We start from the raw sequence: 15,415 nt of genomic DNA, 5'->3' as shown, positions 1-15,415 counted from the left end.
AGCGCCGCTGGTTCCGCTACAATGCGCGCCGATTTCGACTTGCCTGAGAGCCCACTCATGTCCGCCTGCCAGACTCCTATCATCGTCGCCCTGGATTTCCCTACCCGTGACGCCGCACTGAAGCTGGCCGATCAGTTGGACCCGAAACTGTGCCGGGTCAAAGTCGGTAAGGAGCTGTTCACCAGCTGCGCCTCGGAAATCGTCGGCACCCTGCGCGACAAGGGTTTCGAAGTGTTCCTGGACCTCAAGTTCCACGACATCCCGAACACCACTGCGATGGCCGTCAAGGCGGCAGCGGAAATGGGCGTGTGGATGGTCAACGTGCATTGCTCCGGTGGCCTGCGCATGATGGCCGCGTGCCGTGAAGTGCTGGATCAGCGCAGCGGTCCGAAACCACTGCTGATCGGCGTGACCGTGTTGACCAGCATGGAGCGTGAAGATCTGGCGGGTATCGGTCTGGACATCGAGCCCCAGGAGCAGGTGCTGCGTCTGGCCGCTCTGGCGGAAAAAGCCGGGATGGATGGTCTGGTGTGCTCGGCCCTGGAAGCCCAGGCGCTGAAATCGGCGCATCCGTCGCTGCAACTGGTGACCCCGGGGATTCGTCCGGCGGGCAGCGCACAGGACGATCAGCGCCGCATTCTGACACCGCGTCAGGCGCTGGATGCCGGTTCCGACTACCTGGTGATCGGCCGCCCGATCAGCCAGGCAGCCGATCCGGCCAAGGCGCTGGCTTCGGTCGTGGCTGAGTTGGCCTAAACACTAAACCTGTAGGAGCCGGCTTGCCGGCGATTGCATCACCACGGCTTACCTGAGTAACCGCGGTGCCTGCATTGCTGGCAAGCCAGCTCCTACAAGGACTGCGTCAAACCTTCAACACCAACTTCCCGAAATTCTCACCGCTGAACAATTTCATCAGCGTCTCCGGGAAGGTCTCCAGTCCTTCGACGATGTCTTCCTTGCTCTTGAGTTGCCCCTTGGCCATCCAGCCGGCCATTTCCTGGGCGGCGCTGGCGTACTGGGCGGCATAGTCCATCACCACAAAACCTTCCATGCGCGCGCGGTTGACCAGTAGCGACAGGTAGTTGGCCGGCCCCTTGACCGCTTCCTTGTTGTTGTACTGGCTGATGGCGCCGCAAATCACCACCCGCGCCTTCATGTTCAGACGGCTCAACACCGCGTCGAGAATGTCGCCGCCGACGTTATCGAAGTATACGTCGACGCCTTTCGGGCACTCGCGCTTGAGACCGGCGAGGACATCTTCGCTCTTGTAGTCGATAGCACCGTCGAAACCCAGTTCATCGATCAGGAACTTGCACTTGTCCGCACCGCCGGCGATGCCCACGACACGGCACCCTTTGATCTTGGCGATCTGCCCGGCGATGCTGCCCACAGCCCCTGCCGCGCCCGACAGCACCACGGTATCACCGGCCTTCGGAGCGCCAACGTCAAGCAGGGCGAAGTACGCCGTCATCCCGGTCATGCCCAGCGCCGACAAGTAACGTGGCAAAGGGGCCAGTTTCGGATCGACTTTATAGAAACCTCGCGGCTCGCCGAGGAAAAAATCCTGCACGCCCAGGGCGCCGTTGACGTAATCCCCGACCGCAAACCCCGGGTTGTTCGACGCAATGACTTTGCCCACACCCAAGGCGCGCATGACTTCGCCGAGTCCGACCGGCGGGATGTAGGACTTGCCCTCATTCATCCAGCCACGCATGGCCGGGTCCAGGGACAGGTATTGGTTTTCGACCAGGATCTGACCCGCCGCCGGCTCGCCGACCGGTACTTCCTGATAGGTGAATGTCTCGCGGGTCGCCGCGCCCACCGGGCGTTTGGCGAGCAGGAATTGGCGATTGGTCTGGGAGGTCATGGCAGGCACTCAAGATGAATGAAGCTTTGTTGATAGCCGGTCAGCGACGATGCCGCAAGCTCGGCTGATGCGGCGAATGCACGTTGATCCAGTGCAGTGATAGTTGGTACGGCGGTTCCATCACTACAACTCATGGGGGCTCAACCGGAGTCTTGATAGTGCTGCCGTGTTCAAGACCTCCATGGCTAGACTGGCCCTACGCGATTCCCCGCTTTCTTCTCTTCGAGGACATAACAATGAGCATGACGTTTTCCGGCCAGGTGGTCGTGGTGACAGGCGGGGCGGCCGGTATTGGTCGCGCGACCGCCCAGGCATTTGCCGCCGAGGGCCTGAAGGTAGTAGTGGCCGATATGGACATGGCGGGCGGCGAGGGCACCGTGGCGTTGATTCGTACGACCGGTGGCGAAGCGACCTTCGTGCGCTGCAACGTTACCCTGGAAAGCGATGTAAAAAATCTGATGGATGAGGTGATCAAAACCTACGGTCGCTTTGACTATGCCTTCAACAACGCCGGTATCGAAATCGAGAAAGGCAAGCTGGCGGAAGGTACGCTCGACGAATTCGACGCGATCATGGGCGTCAACGTCAAAGGTGTCTGGCTGTGCATGAAATACCAGTTGCCGCTGCTGCTGGCGCAAGGGGGCGGCGCGATCGTCAATACGGCATCGGTGGCCGGCCTTGGGGCGGCGCCGAAAATGAGCATCTATGCAGCCTCCAAACATGCGGTGATCGGCCTGACCAAGTCGGCGGCCATTGAGTACGCGAAGAAAAAAATCCGGGTCAACGCCGTGTGCCCGGCGGTGATCGACACCGATATGTTCCGTCGCGCTTATGAGGCCGATCCGAAAAAAGGCGAGTTTGCCAACGCCATGCATCCGGTCGGTCGCATCGGCAAGGTCGAAGAGATCGCCAGTGCGGTGCTGTATCTGTGCAGCGATGGCGCGGCGTTCACCACGGGGCACTCATTGGCCGTGGACGGCGGTGTCACCGCGTTTTAAAACGACGCACCGCCGCTCCCACAGTTTTTTTGGTTCCGTTAACGGACCGGGCAAAGTGTTTCAATTGATTAGAACAAAGGGTTTTGGCGGCGTTGTCGCACATGCCTGCGAACGCTCCTGTGATTAACTGCTTCTCGCAAAATCAACAGGAGTTTGCTTGCTCATGGAGTTGAGAATCGATCGACAGGCGCTTGTGCCCGTCGTACAGCAAATTGTTGACGCGCTGACCTGCTGGCTTCAATCCAGCGGGGTATCGCCCGGTACACGCCTGCCTTCGGTGCGACAGATTGCGCGGATCAATTTGCTCAGTCAGTTAAGCGTCGTTCAGGCCTGCGAACGCCTGGTGACGCAGGGGAAGTTGGTGTCAGGTCATGGGGCCGGCTATACGGTTGCCGACCCGGCATTGATCACAAGCGCAAAGCACGAGCCTGCGTGGTTTGAGGGGGCCGAGCCCGAGCATGAGCCTTGGTCGGGTGAGTTGAGGCTGGGCTGTGGCGGGCTGCCTGAAAGCTGGCGCGAGACCGACGATCTGATTTACGCGATTCGGCAAGTCAGTCGTACCGATACGGCCAGCCTGTTCAACTACAGCACGCCGCTGGGTTTGCCAGCCTTGCGACAACAGATACTCAAGCGCCTCAGGCAGTTGGATATCCAGGCGCAGGACAACCGGATCATGACCACGGCCGGTGCCAGTCAGGGGCTGGACCTGATTGTGCGGACACTGTTCAAGGCCGGTGATTGTGTGGTCGTGGAGAGTCCCGGCTATCCGGTGCTGTTCGATCTGCTCAGGCTACACGGCATCGACATGGTCGAGGTGCCGCGAACACCGCGTGGGCCGGACGTGGAGGTACTCGAATCGTTGCTGCTCAAACACCGGCCTCAGGGGCTGTTGATCAATAGTTTTTATCACAACCCGACCGGCAGCAACCTTGCACCAGTGGTGGCGCGCCGTGTGCTGCAACTGGCCAAAACCTTTGGCGTGCAGGTGATCGAAGACGACGTTTATGCGGATCTGCGCAGTGGTTCCGGTACGCGACTGGCTGCGCTGGATGACAACGTGATTTACGTGGGCAGCTATTCGAAGACCCTCAGCAGTTCCTTGCGGGTCGGTTTCGTGGTGGCCGGTTCTGCAGTCATCACGCGTCTGGCCGAGATCAAGATGATCACTGGCATGGGCGCCTCTCGATTCTGCGAGTCGGTGCTGACGTGCCTGTTGGCTAACGGTGCCTACGGCAAACTGGTGCAACGTCAGCGCCAACGCTTGAGCAACGACCGGCTGGTGGTGTTGCAAATGCTCGAGGATGCCGAATGGGAAATTTTCGGCAAGCCGGCGGGAGGCCTGTTCATTTGGGCGCGATCACGCATGTCTGACTACGATCAGGTGCGGACCCAGGCACGCCGTCTGGGTGTGCTGCTGTCATCGAAGACCGCCTTCAACTCCTCTGGCGGGGCCAGTGACTGGCAGCGTATCAACGTGGCCTATGCCTGTGACCCGCGTGCCCGTGCGTTCTTTCAGGCCACTGCCCCGGATCGACCTCAAGCGTTCTGAAAACGACGTTGGCGTAGCTTTTTGCCATTATTCCGGCGCCAGAGCCTTGTGTTGCTACTGGCCCGTTGCGAATCTGCGCCTACAGACTTTGGCAGGGGACTAAGTGCAATGATTTCGGCCGTGCAAGGACGTTTTGCCAACCTCGGTATGGCGAAAAAACTGGGTGTCGGGTTTGTCCTGGTGCTGTTGTTGACAGCGCTGGTAGCGGGCATTGGCGTGTGGTCCCTGCAAACGATCAGCCAGCGCTTCGACGGGCTCAAGCAAATGTCTTCGCTCAATAGCGGTTTGCTCAAGGTGCGGCTGCTGGAGCAGGAATACGCCTTGCACGGCAATCCCAAAACCGTCGATGCCCTGCACGAGGGCGTCGATGGTTTGATCACTCTGGCCAGCCAGCTCAAGGCCGCGTCTGCGGCCAACGTGCCAGTGATGAATGATGTCGAACAGTCCCTGGGCGCCTATCGCAAGGCCTTCGACGAGTTTGTCTCGCTCACCCAGGCCAAGGACCTGGCGCTGGAAATGGCCAGTTGGTCGGTGTCCAGCGTGGCCAATAATCTTGATGTATTGCAATCCGGGCTCGCCGATGACGGTGCCTATACGCTGAAGGATTCCGAAGGCAAGGACGGTGCGCAATTCATCGAGCAGGCCAATCAGGTCAGCCAGGTTTCACGCTTGATGCTGCAAGCCATGAATGAAGCACGCGTGCGTCTGGATCAAAGCCGCAAAGGCGACGACAGCGCCGGGCAAGGCAAGATCGAACAGGCCAGCCAGGCATTGAACCAGGCCGAGCAGCTCAAGACCACGGTCAAGGATGAGGGTTACCAGACCGTCCTCAATGAGGTGACAGGTCATATCGCCAGCTTCAGCGACAAACTTGCCGAGTACACCGGCCTGCTGGAACAGGAAAAAACCGTCTATCAGCAGTTGCACCAACGCGCCGCCCAAGTGGTCGAGCGGGTGGATCAGGCTTATGTCGCGCAAGACCAGGCGATGCAGGCTGAATTGAAAAAGAACTCGCTGCTGATTATCGGCTCTTCTGCTCTGGCTTTGCTGGTCGGGCTGATTGCCGCGTGGTTCATCACCCGCTTGATCGTGGCACCGCTGCGCAGTGTGATTCATGTGGCGCAACAGATTGCCTCGGGGGACTTGAGTGGAACCGTTGACGTAAGCCGTCGTGACGAAATCGGCCAGTTGATGCAGGCAATGCAGCAAATGGGCGCGGGGCTCAGCCATATCGTCAGTGGCTTGCAGTCGGGAATCGAACAGCTGGCCACTTCCGCGCAATCGCTGTCGGCGGTGACTGAGCAGACCAATCTCGAGGTCAGCACGCAGAAGGAGGAAACCGAACAAGTCGCCACCGCAATGAATCAGATGACGGCCACGGTGCATGATGTCGCGCGCAATGCAGAGGAAGCAGCCCTGGCTGCGCAAACGGCTGACGGCAAGGTTGAAAGCGGTCAGCAGGTGGTGCGCCAGAGCATGGTGCGGATCGAGCAGTTGGCGGATTCGGCCACTTCCGCCAGTTCCAGCATTGAAAGCCTGAGTGCGGAAATCCAGAACATCGGCACGGTTTTGAGTGTGATCAAAAGCGTGGCGGAGCAGACCAACCTGCTGGCATTGAACGCGGCGATCGAGGCTGCGCGGGCCGGCGAGCAGGGCAGGGGCTTTGCCGTGGTGGCCGATGAAGTGCGTGCGTTGGCCAAGCGAACCCAGCAATCGACCGAGGAGATCGAGCGTCTGGTCAGTGCATTGCGCACGGCTGCACAGTCGTCGGTGCAGCAGATCCAGAGCAGTGGCGAGTTGGTGAAGCTGGCGGTCAGCGATGCCTTGCAGACCGAGAGTGCGCTGGGCAGCATTGCGGCGGCGGTATCGTTGATCCAGCAGATGAACCAGCAGATTGCCGCGGCGGCCGAGGAACAAAGCTCGGTGGCAGAAGAGATCAATCGCAGTGTCACCAGTATTCGCGCCAGTGCCGATCAGTCATCGCTGGCGATGCAGGGCAACGCGGCATCCAGTATCCAATTGGCGCAACTGGGGGTTGAACTGAAGGGCATGGTGGGGCATTTCAGGCTGTAGGAGCGAGCTTGCTCGCGATGGTCGTTAAAGATAACGCGCGTTTACTGGTTGAACGCGGCGATCTGGAGTCCATCGTCGGAACGCCGCCCGGAGCAAGTTCGCTCCTACAGTGGTTTTCGCTGATCAGTCGTAGATCACTTTCTTTTTCCAGTCCGCGTCGGCCTCGACGTCTTTGAGGCCTTCGGTCAACTGGTTGACCTCGCCTTCGACCGGTGCAATGCGATCCATGACCTGGTCATTGGCGCGGGCCAGGAGTTTTTCCAGGTATTCCAGTTGCTCGGCGTAGACCTGTGGCTCCTGTTGTTTACGCAGATATTGCACGCCGCGCTCGAATGCCAGGCGAGCCTGCCCGGGCTGGTTCTGTTGCAAGGAGTGCTGGCCGAGGTTGTTGAAAAACTCGATGTGCAGCAGCACCAGGATGTGGCGCACTTCACGGATCCAGCGTTTGGCCTCGTTGGGGGACAGGAAGCCGTCCTGTGCTGCGCGGGTGATTTGACCATGCAGGGCTTCGAGCAGGAAGCGTACATCCTTGGCCTTGGCTTCGGTCTGGATCGGTGCTGGCGGATTGTTGACCGGGATGGATTCACCCTGGCCGACAAGAGCTTCCAGCTCGGCGATCCGTGCCTTGAGGTTGGCGCTGGATTTTTCCAGGTTGAGCAGGCGCTGGCAGACGTTCAGTTCCAGGCGAGCCAACAGCAGCTTGAGTGCCGGGGTCATCAGTTGGCCTGGGAAAGTCTCGGTGATTTCGCCGCAGCGTCGCAGGCGATCGTTGAGCTCAATCTTGGTACGGGCCTTTTCCAGCTTGTTGTTTTCCACCACATGGTTCATGTAGCCAATGGCGATCAACAGCGCGATCCCGACTACGACTAGCAGGGTGATCATGAGTGGCGTCACCGGTAAGACCTCTTTTTAGGGTACGCATGCGAGTTTAGTGGCTTGGCATTTGAGCGCCTAGGCCCGCATGACGGGTTGGATCGGACATGCCTGCGCTTATATCGGCCGCAGCCCCGCTTCTATAAATGGTGGCACGCGGTGTACAGATTGCCATCACCGGGTGGACTATAACGTCTTGGCGGGTGTCAGAATATAGGCGTCAAACGCCGGGCAGCGGAAAAGCCGCAACGGCGCTCAAAAGCAGGGCGAAGTCATTGATTTAAATAAATTTATATCAGGGGGTTGACGACCTCTCAATCCATCCATAGAATGCGCGCCACTTGCAGCGTAAAGCACACAGCGGAACGAAGCAGGGAGTGAATGTTGTAGTGTGTCCCCTTCGTCTAGTGGCCTAGGACACCGCCCTTTCACGGCGGTAACAGGGGTTCGAGTCCCCTAGGGGACGCCAATGCGGGAATAGCTCAGTTGGTAGAGCACGACCTTGCCAAGGTCGGGGTCGCGAGTTCGAGTCTCGTTTCCCGCTCCAATTTTAAACAGCGTTGCTTTCGGGCAGGGCTGAGTGAAACCAGAACCAAGTCTTCGGATGCGGATCTGGACACCGAAACACACACCATGTGTTCCGGGTAGCGTGTCCCCTTCGTCTAGTGGCCTAGGACACCGCCCTTTCACGGCGGTAACAGGGGTTCGAGTCCCCTAGGGGACGCCATTGCGGGAATAGCTCAGTTGGTAGAGCACGACCTTGCCAAGGTCGGGGTCGCGAGTTCGAGTCTCGTTTCCCGCTCCATATTTAACGAAAGCGCCGCTTATTGAGCGGCGTTTTTGTGTCCCCTTCGTCTAGTGGCCTAGGTCACCGCCTTTGCATGGCGGTAACAGGAGGGGGGCGAGTCCCCTAGGGGACGCCATTTGCGGGAATAGCTCAGTTGGTAGAGCACGACCTTGCCAAGGTCGGGGTCGCGAGTTCGAGTCTCGTTTCCCGCTCCATATTTAACGAAAACGCCGCTCATTGAGCGGCGTTTTTGTTTGCGCGTAAAAAACCCAATCAACCGCCGAGGCTTTGTACAAGGCTTTCGAGCGCTTCAGTGGTTTTTTCATCCTGCACCCGTTGCGCAGCGGTATTCGCCCTGAGTTGGCGTGCCAGGCGGTATTCGCTGGGCGTACAGTTTGCGAACGCTTGAAGGCACGAGCGAAGTAGGAAGGATCCTTGAAGCCGGCCTCATAGCCGATGCTGGTAATAGGCATCTGGCTGTTGTCGAGCAGTTCTTTGGCGAAGTTCATGCGCTCGTTCAAGATGTAATCCGTGAAGCCAAGTCCATTGGCTTCCTTGAACAGGCGGCTGAAGCGAAATGTCGTCATGCCGCAACGCTTGGCCAGGTCACTCTGATCGATGCTGTATCGAAAGTTCTGCTCGATGTACAGGATTCTGTTCAGCCATCGACGTGCCTCAGTTGCCGATGGTCATTTTTCCCGTTTCATCCTGATCGTAAAATTCCGGAATCGGATAGTTGAAGCTGTTGAGCCAGCGCTGCATGGCCAGGTCACGTTCGGTGGCCGAAGCGGTTTGCAGTATTGGGGAGGCAACTACGCCGCGAATCTGCAGCTGCAACCACTGTTCGGTACCTTGCTGATACGGCGAGGAGGGCCCCGGCTCAATGGCCCAGGCACTGGTGGACAGGCAAGCCATGCACACGATCAACAGCCTTTTGGTATTCATCTCGACTCCTCGTACGTTCTACTTGATCGCACTGGAGGAGGTATCGGCTACCTCAGTCCGGCGATTCCCCTCGGAGGCCACCACTTTTTTGGCGGAGGCCTTGAGTTTTTCCGCACGGTTTTGAGCCTCTGCGAATTGCTTGGGGCTCAAGTCGGCGCGGGTCACGAGTTCGGCAGCCGCCTTCCAGTTATCCTGGTAGATCAGCAGCGTCACCATATTGAGTGCCGCCAGTGAGTTTGCCTGCTTGAGTTCCATGGCGGTCATGAACTCAATGCGTGCTTCAGGGATCCGTCGCTGATTGAGGTAGACGACCCCAAGGTCATTACGTATCTTTTCGTCGGTAGGGGCCATCCACATCGCACGCTCAAGGTGAGTGACAGCGGTGGCGTTATCATTTCTGGCGGCGGCCAACTGGCCCAGACCATGTTCCCCTTCAGCCGCCAGGCAGGTGCCGAGCAAGCTTTGATACAACGGCTCCGCCTCCGAGTTACGCCCCATCAAGCGCAGCACCCGAGCCTTGCGCAGGCGAACCTGGACCAGGCTATCGGGCAAACCTTCCAGATTCGCCAGGCTGGCATACAAACGGCCTTCGTTGGCCATGGTGTCGGCCAGGTTAAGGGTCAGTTCTTGTTCCGAACCGGGCTTGGCACAGCTACCCGGTCGCGAAGGCATGCCATTGCTGGCACAACCTGCGAGCATTAATGTCGCCGCTATTGCGATGACTGCTTTCATTGAATGTCCCCTGGCTACAATAGGTTGAACACCTGGCCAATGGTAATGAGGCTGGCCCGGCAAGCGTCCAGAGTCACCGTTACGAGTGAGGGCGAGGTCAGTCCGGTCCAGGCGTCGGTTCATTGCGAGAGCCCGCTGAGACTGTCGAAGTCGCCATTTTCGAGGAAGAACATGCGGTAGAAGTTCGGGTCGTAATTGCGCAGCTGTTCACCAGGTAGTGACGGTAGTTGTGCATTGGCAGCCAGTGGCTGGACCAGATGCGGAGTGACGATCATCAGCAGTTCGCGTTCTTCACGGTTGATGGTGCTGTCGCGGAAAAACGCGCCCAGAATCGGAATATCGCCCAGCCCCGGAAACTTGTTCACCTGGGAATCGTTGTGGGTACTGATCAGGCCGCTGATGACGAAGCTTTCGCCGTCGGCCAGGGAGATGCTGGTATCGGTACGGCGCACGGTCAGGGCCGGGACTATCGTGCCGGCGATGCTCACTGCGTTGGTGAAGTCCAGCTCACTGACTTCCGGCGCCACCTTCAGCGCGATACGGTTTTTCCCGACGATGGTCGGCGTCAGGGTCAGGCGGATACCGAACTCCTTGTACTCGATGGACACGTTATCGCTGCCTGAACTGGGCACCGGAATCGGTACTTCACCGCCGGCCAGGAAGCTCGCACTCTGCCCGCTGAGCGCTACCAGGCTTGGTCGCGCCAGGGTGTAGGCGAAACCGCTGCCTTCCAGCGCGTTGATCGCCACCAGGGTGCTGCCGGTAGCAAACGTGAGGTTGAACATGTCGTTGTTCACCGGTATCGACGGCGTGACAATGCCGCCGATGGTGGGCAAGGTTCTCGGCGAGCCGAACAGCCAGTTGCCCCGGACGCCGAAAATCGAGGCGGAGGCTTCCTTGAGCTTGGTCCGGCTGACTTCAACGAAGCGGACATCGGTCTGCACTTGGCTCGGCAGCAGCGGGTCGTCGGAAGGCACCGACGGCACGCTGGTCAGCGCCGACGTGGCTTTACCCCTGACGAACACCATGCTTTGGCGCGGCGTTTTCGAACAGGCGGTCCAGACCATCAGGCTGGTGGTCCCCGGCGCAATGCCCGTGAGTATGAAAGCGTTGCTGCCGCTGGGTTGCACGTCGGCAATTTTCGCGTCACCCACTGCCAGTTTTGTTACCGGAACGGGGGTGCGCAGTTCAGTCTGCAGCCCCTGACCGATCTCGTACGTTGCCGGCCAATTGTCCAGTTGCGGACAACTGGGCGCCGCGGCATGAGCCGCATCCACGCTTAGGCCTATCCAGAGCAGACCATGGATAATTCGCTTGAAAGCAGGCACGGGACGAAAGCACATTAAGTACATCCTTGCTGGATAGGTCTTTAGACTGATTGAATTGTCTCGGATCACTTCGTGGGGTTCAGGCTATCCGCCCCAATGCGCCAGGCCACTTATCCATGGTCTTGGCGTTATTCCTTGCGTGCTACACACGAGCGGGTGCAATTCGCTGGTCTGGCTGGACCGTGAGCGAACTTTGCACAAAATGGTTTTCAGTGATTCGGTTACCTGGACTACCCGCCAGAGCGATACTCGCGGCTATGGACTGTACTGTCCGCCGACCTGGCTCCCCCGGAAAATGGTCGGCAATGAAGGTACAGCGTCGAAAAACGCCTGCCAGGATCATAGTGAGGTAACTCCTTTTGCCAATCCGCTATGTGATCACTGAAGCTATCGAGGAAATTCGAGCCGTTATGGCTTCTTAATGTTTGACGTTAGTTCAATCAAATCAAAGTGCCATGAGTTAAAAGAAAACTATTGGTGCAGAACCTGGAGACAGGCGGGCGGGCAGGGGCGCAGCGCAGTGCGGTTGCCTGAAGTTGACGGGGTGTGCTGAAGCAAAAAAAGGCCCGCCAGTCTGACTGGGCGGGCCTTTTGCGTTCCGGGCAATACTTGCATCAATAAGATCAGGCGCCCCCACGAACGCCCTGTGCTCAGTCCACGTGATAGTGGACGGACAGCGTGCCTTTTTTCTGCGTAAGGGAGGCGATGGTGACCGCGCCCAGATCCTTCAAGCTGCGTACATGGGTTCCGCCACAACCGTAGGCGGGCAGTTCACCGAAGCCGATTTCCCGAATACCTTCGCGCAGTGAGGTCAGGCGCGGCAGATCATGGTCGATCCACTGTCCGATGCCGTGTTCAATTGTCCGGGCCTCAACGTCCTGCGCGCAATTGCCCGGCTTGAATTGCACACGGCCTTCACCAGGCCAGTGATGCGCCTTGATCGGCATCCAGCCCATGTTTTGTACAAAGTGCCCGATCAAATGCCCGGCCGAATGCATGCGCGTGTTGAACAACCGGCGCTGCTCGTCGATGCGGATTTGCGTCATCCCGGTTTGTACCGGTTGGTCGACAAAGTGAATGATCTGCTCGGGATCCTGCACCACGCGCAGCACCTGGCTTTCGCCGATCCAGCCTGTGTCAGAAGGTTGTCCGCCACCCTGAGGATGGAACAGGGTCGCGCGCAGGACCACGGCAAATTCGTTTTCGTGCGGGGTGCATTCCAGGACTTCCACGTTGGCCTTGAGCTCATCACTATGGAAAAAAAGGCGCAGCGTCATATTCCAGGCTCGTATTGATTATCTGTTTTTATTATAGAAAGCCTGTAAATGCGTGATAATCCTGGCAAACATCAAAGGACTTTTGCGCTGTGAGCATAAATCTTCCGCTGCCGTTGCTCGGTGAAATGGCGATTTTCGTCAAGGTTGTCGAGACGGGCAGTTTCTCCGAGGCGGCTCGTCAGTTGGGCTCTTCGCCGTCGGCGGTCAGTCGTAGCATTTCACGTCTGGAGAAGGCGCTCGCGACCCGGTTGCTGCAACGAACCACGCGCAAGCTGCGTCTGAGTGACGGTGGCGAGGAGGTGTTCAAGCGCTGCCAGGAAATGGTCAATGCCGCCCGGTCAGTGATGGAAGTCAGTGGTCAGTTCACGGATGAACCCGAGGGGCTGGTGCGCATCAGCGTGCCGAAAGCGGTGGGCCGGATCGTGATTCACCCGCATATGCCGGAGTTTTTGCGCCGTTATCCCAAGGTGGATGTGGAACTGTTGCTTGAGGACCGCCAGGTCGATTTGATTGACGACCACGTCGACCTGGCGATTCGCATCACTGATCGGCCACCTGCGGGACTGGTGGGGCGGCGGTTGCTGACGATCGATCATATGCTCTGCGCGACACCGCAGTATCTGGCCGAGCACGGTACGCCAACGCACCCCCACGACCTGCTCAACCACAGTTGCATTTACCTGGGCGAAACCCCGAGCGACGCGCGCTGGAAATTCAAGAAAGGCAGTCAATCGGTCACCGTCGGTGTGCGCGGGCGGTATGCCGCCAATCACACCGGCGTACGTTATGGCGCGGTGCTGCAGCACATCGGGATTGGCAGCCTGCCGTATTTCACAGCGCGCCATGCCCTGGAGAAAGGGCTGATGGTGCAGGTGCTGCCGGACTGGACTTTTCTCGCTTCTTATCACGGAGGTGCCTGGTTGCTGCATTCACCCACCCGGTACCTGCCTCCCAAACTAAGGGTGCTGATTGATTACCTGGTGGAGTGTCTGGAAAAGGAGCCGACGCTGGGCAAGCCAGGCAAGTCGAATGGTCCGGGTTGGTCCCCATCGGAGTATGAACTGCCGGAAAGTGACGGCTTGTTCTGAGCGCAAAAAAGGTTCCTCACGGAATTCCGGGAAACTGTAGGAGCCGGCTTGCCGGCGATGGACTCAAGGGCGCGGCGGTTATCCAGTTCATACGCGTCATCGTTAACGACCATCCGCTGCGATGCGGCGACCCGACAAGCCAGCTCCTACAGGAGACCGCGTCCGAGTCGAAATGATGTGAACGCCAAACTGTAGGAGCCAGCTTGCTGGCGATGGACTCAAGGGCGCCGCGTTTATCCGGTTTACACGCGTTATCGTTACCGACCATCGCTGGCAAGCCAGCTCCTACAGGAGACCGCGTCCTGGTCGAAATAATGTGAACGCCAAACTGTAGGAGCCGCTTGCCGGCGATGGACTCAAGGGCGCCGCGTTGAACTGGTCAAGTAATCCCGGACACCGATTACGGTGTTTATGCCGCTTTTTGCTCCATAGCTATTGGCGACAGGTAGTTGTTATAGCTGTGGAGCCTGGTGCGGTTGTAGTACATGAAGAAGCGCACCATGTCGGTTTTTGCTTCCTCGACCATGCTGTAGCCGCTGCGGGGAACCCATTCTGATTTCAGTGTGCCGAAAAAACGCTCTGTTGGAGCGTTGTCCCAGCACTGTCCGCGATGACTCATGCTTTGCAAAATGCCGTGGCGGGCCAGTTCTTCTTGAAACTTGCGGCTGGTGTACTGACAGCCCTGATCCGAGTGGAACATCAGCCCCGGCGGGCAGGTTCGTACCTCTGTCGCCATGCGTAGCGCCTTGCTGACCAAGTTGGCGTCATTGACTAGAGAGAATGCCCAGCCAATGACTCGACGAGCAAACAGGTCAATTACGATGGCCAGGTGAACCCAGCGCTTGCCCACCATCAAACTGGTAACGTCGCCACACCAGACCTGATCAACAGCAGTCGGTTTGAAGTTGCGTTTGAGTCGATTAGGCGCAACAAATGCTTCAACCCCCTTGGACCTGAATGGATGCGGCTGGCGTTGTTTACTGACAATGTTTGCCTCCCTCATCAGCGCTCTGACAAGACTCCTTCCGACCGCTATGTTTTGCGAATTCAGGCCCTTGCTGATCATCCTGGAGCCCATGGCTTCACGGCTTTCGCTGTGAAGCTCAACCACTTTCAGCTTGAGCTCCTCGCGTCTGACCTGCGGCTTGGCGAGCCGCTGAAGCCACTCATAAAAGCTGCTGCGCTTCACATCGAAAACACGACACAGCAAGGCGGTCGGGAATGACTCTCTAAGCTCCGCAATCATCGAAAACGATCGGGATCCGACATCAAGAGAGCGGTAGCCTTTTTTAAGATCTCGGCTTCCATCTCCATGCGCTTGATCTTGGCTTTTAACTCCTGGATCTGGCGCTGATCCTCGGTAATCGCCTTGGTGCCTTTGACTGGCTGTCCCTCGCGTTCCTTGCGAACCTGATCGACCCAGCGCCGTAAAGCGGTGGGCCCAATATCCAGCGATGCACAAACATCTGGAACCGGACAGTTATCATCAAGCACCATGCTGGCAGCCTGAAGCTTGAACTCGCGGGTGTAGACCTTTCTTTCGTTCATGGAACCTCCAAGTTGGCGAAATCATATCGCCCTTAAGAGGTGTCCGGAATAATTAGGCCAGTTCACGTTTATCCAGTTCATACGCGTCATCGTTAACGACCATCGCTGGCAAGCCAGCTCCTACAGGAGACCGCGTCCTGGTCGAAATAATGTGAACGCCAAACTAATGAAATGGCTACCCCCCCCCGCTGCCCCCTGTGATCGCCCACTAAGCTTTCACAGGGGGCTCATCGGAGATCATTGCCATGAACAACGTAGCTATTGCCGCCATCGACCTCGGAAAACATTCCTTTCATCTTCATGCTCAAGATGATCGCGGCCACGAGGTTCACCGCAGAAAGTTTACGCGC

13 protein-coding genes, 6 tRNA genes and 3 pseudogenes are annotated in these 15,415 nt (G+C 58.2%); 13 read left to right on the top strand and 9 right to left on the bottom strand.

Going from position 1 to position 15,415, the window contains the following annotated elements; genetic code table 11:
• Positions 1 to 57 precede the first annotated feature (57 nt).
• Positions 58 to 756 carry an orotidine-5'-phosphate decarboxylase gene (pyrF, locus tag B0D71_RS28510; RefSeq protein ID WP_007974578.1) on the top strand — a complete coding sequence of 233 codons (699 nt, stop codon included), beginning with the start codon at positions 58 to 60 and terminating at the stop codon, positions 754 to 756.
• A 106-nt stretch (positions 757 to 862) separates the two neighbouring features.
• Here pyrF and B0D71_RS28505 read toward each other — a convergent pair whose 3' ends face one another.
• Positions 863 to 1,867, bottom strand: coding sequence for an NADP-dependent oxidoreductase (locus B0D71_RS28505; RefSeq protein WP_090457259.1), 1,005 nt, complete (start codon positions 1,865 to 1,867; stop codon positions 863 to 865).
• Positions 1,868 to 2,103: 236 nt separating this feature from the next.
• Between B0D71_RS28505 and B0D71_RS28500 the strand changes: the two genes are divergently transcribed.
• The 4 genes and pseudogenes from B0D71_RS28500 (at position 2,104) to B0D71_RS32525 (ending at position 6,487) form a co-directional block, all read left to right on the top strand.
• Positions 2,104 to 2,865 (top strand): SDR family oxidoreductase, encoded by a 762-nt coding sequence (locus tag B0D71_RS28500; protein ID WP_103397684.1) that lies wholly within the window; start codon positions 2,104 to 2,106, stop codon positions 2,863 to 2,865.
• Between the two features lie 163 nt (positions 2,866 to 3,028).
• On the top strand, positions 3,029 to 4,414 hold the full coding sequence (locus B0D71_RS28495) for an aminotransferase-like domain-containing protein (RefSeq protein WP_103397683.1): 1,386 nt from the start codon (positions 3,029 to 3,031) through the stop codon (positions 4,412 to 4,414).
• A 108-nt stretch (positions 4,415 to 4,522) separates the two neighbouring features.
• A pseudogene (locus B0D71_RS32530) lies at positions 4,523 to 5,626 on the top strand (HAMP domain-containing protein); the annotation flags it as partial.
• Positions 5,606 to 6,487, top strand: a complete 882-nt coding sequence (locus tag B0D71_RS32525) for a methyl-accepting chemotaxis protein (protein ID WP_420825154.1) — start codon at positions 5,606 to 5,608, stop codon at positions 6,485 to 6,487. The pseudogene B0D71_RS32530 and the gene B0D71_RS32525, both read left to right, overlap by 21 nt.
• A gap of 123 nt (positions 6,488 to 6,610) precedes the next feature.
• Here B0D71_RS32525 and B0D71_RS28485 read toward each other — a convergent pair whose 3' ends face one another.
• The gene (locus tag B0D71_RS28485) at positions 6,611 to 7,369 is read right to left on the bottom strand and encodes a hypothetical protein (RefSeq protein ID WP_205886070.1); all 759 of its coding nucleotides are present in this window, start codon (positions 7,367 to 7,369) and stop codon (positions 6,611 to 6,613) included.
• Between the two features lie 384 nt (positions 7,370 to 7,753).
• Between B0D71_RS28485 and B0D71_RS28480 the strand changes: the two genes are divergently transcribed.
• The 6 genes from B0D71_RS28480 (at position 7,754) to B0D71_RS28455 (ending at position 8,362) form a co-directional block, all read left to right on the top strand.
• A tRNA-Glu gene (locus B0D71_RS28480) sits at positions 7,754 to 7,829 on the top strand.
• A gap of 2 nt (positions 7,830 to 7,831) precedes the next feature.
• Positions 7,832 to 7,907, top strand: a tRNA-Gly gene (locus B0D71_RS28475).
• A 104-nt stretch (positions 7,908 to 8,011) separates the two neighbouring features.
• Positions 8,012 to 8,087: transfer RNA gene (locus B0D71_RS28470), tRNA-Glu, on the top strand.
• Between the two features lie 2 nt (positions 8,088 to 8,089).
• Positions 8,090 to 8,165 (top strand) — tRNA-Gly (locus tag B0D71_RS28465).
• 39 nt (positions 8,166 to 8,204) lie between these two features.
• Positions 8,205 to 8,283 (top strand) — tRNA-Ala (locus B0D71_RS28460).
• Positions 8,284 to 8,286: 3 nt separating this feature from the next.
• A tRNA-Gly gene (locus B0D71_RS28455) sits at positions 8,287 to 8,362 on the top strand.
• Positions 8,363 to 8,420: 58 nt separating this feature from the next.
• On the opposite strand, the pseudogene B0D71_RS28450 reads toward B0D71_RS28455, so the two are convergent.
• The 5 genes and pseudogenes from B0D71_RS28450 to B0D71_RS28425 form a co-directional block, all read right to left on the bottom strand.
• Positions 8,421 to 8,806 (bottom strand): annotated as a pseudogene (locus tag B0D71_RS28450) (helix-turn-helix transcriptional regulator); the annotation flags it as partial.
• A gap of 16 nt (positions 8,807 to 8,822) precedes the next feature.
• Positions 8,823 to 9,092: a DUF3613 domain-containing protein gene (locus B0D71_RS28445; RefSeq protein WP_103397680.1), complete on the bottom strand. Its 270-nt coding sequence runs from the start codon at positions 9,090 to 9,092 to the stop codon at positions 8,823 to 8,825.
• A gap of 18 nt (positions 9,093 to 9,110) precedes the next feature.
• Positions 9,111 to 9,824: a tetratricopeptide repeat protein gene (locus B0D71_RS28440; RefSeq protein WP_103397679.1), complete on the bottom strand. Its 714-nt coding sequence runs from the start codon at positions 9,822 to 9,824 to the stop codon at positions 9,111 to 9,113.
• Between the two features lie 119 nt (positions 9,825 to 9,943).
• Entirely contained in the window at positions 9,944 to 11,167 is a 1,224-nt protein-coding gene (locus tag B0D71_RS28435; protein ID WP_103397678.1) for a type II and III secretion system protein family protein, read from the bottom strand.
• Between the two features lie 635 nt (positions 11,168 to 11,802).
• Positions 11,803 to 12,429 (bottom strand): alanyl-tRNA editing protein, encoded by a 627-nt coding sequence (locus B0D71_RS28425; RefSeq protein WP_103397677.1) that lies wholly within the window; start codon positions 12,427 to 12,429, stop codon positions 11,803 to 11,805.
• 89 nt (positions 12,430 to 12,518) lie between these two features.
• Between B0D71_RS28425 and B0D71_RS28420 the strand changes: the two genes are divergently transcribed.
• Positions 12,519 to 13,517, top strand: a complete 999-nt coding sequence (locus B0D71_RS28420) for a LysR family transcriptional regulator (protein ID WP_103397676.1) — start codon at positions 12,519 to 12,521, stop codon at positions 13,515 to 13,517.
• Between the two features lie 409 nt (positions 13,518 to 13,926).
• Here the strand turns inward: B0D71_RS28420 and B0D71_RS28410 are convergent, their stop codons facing one another.
• Together B0D71_RS28410 and B0D71_RS32005 are read right to left on the bottom strand one after the other, a co-directional pair.
• The gene (locus B0D71_RS28410; protein ID WP_240635652.1) at positions 13,927 to 14,763 is read right to left on the bottom strand and encodes an IS3 family transposase; all 837 of its coding nucleotides are present in this window, start codon (positions 14,761 to 14,763) and stop codon (positions 13,927 to 13,929) included.
• Positions 14,760 to 15,065, bottom strand: coding sequence for a transposase (locus tag B0D71_RS32005; protein WP_240635653.1), 306 nt, complete (start codon positions 15,063 to 15,065; stop codon positions 14,760 to 14,762). Before B0D71_RS32005 ends, B0D71_RS28410 begins: the two co-directional genes overlap by 4 nt.
• Positions 15,066 to 15,310: 245 nt before the next feature.
• On the opposite strand from B0D71_RS32005, the pseudogene B0D71_RS32000 reads away from it, so the two are divergent.
• Positions 15,311 to 15,415: pseudogene (locus tag B0D71_RS32000) on the top strand (IS110 family transposase); the annotation flags it as partial.

The organism is Pseudomonas laurylsulfativorans, assembly GCF_002906155.1.
GTDB lineage: Bacteria > Pseudomonadota > Gammaproteobacteria > Pseudomonadales > Pseudomonadaceae > Aquipseudomonas > Aquipseudomonas laurylsulfativorans.
Note: the sequence above shows the minus strand (reverse complement) of the source record. Positions and strands in the feature narration are given on the sequence as shown.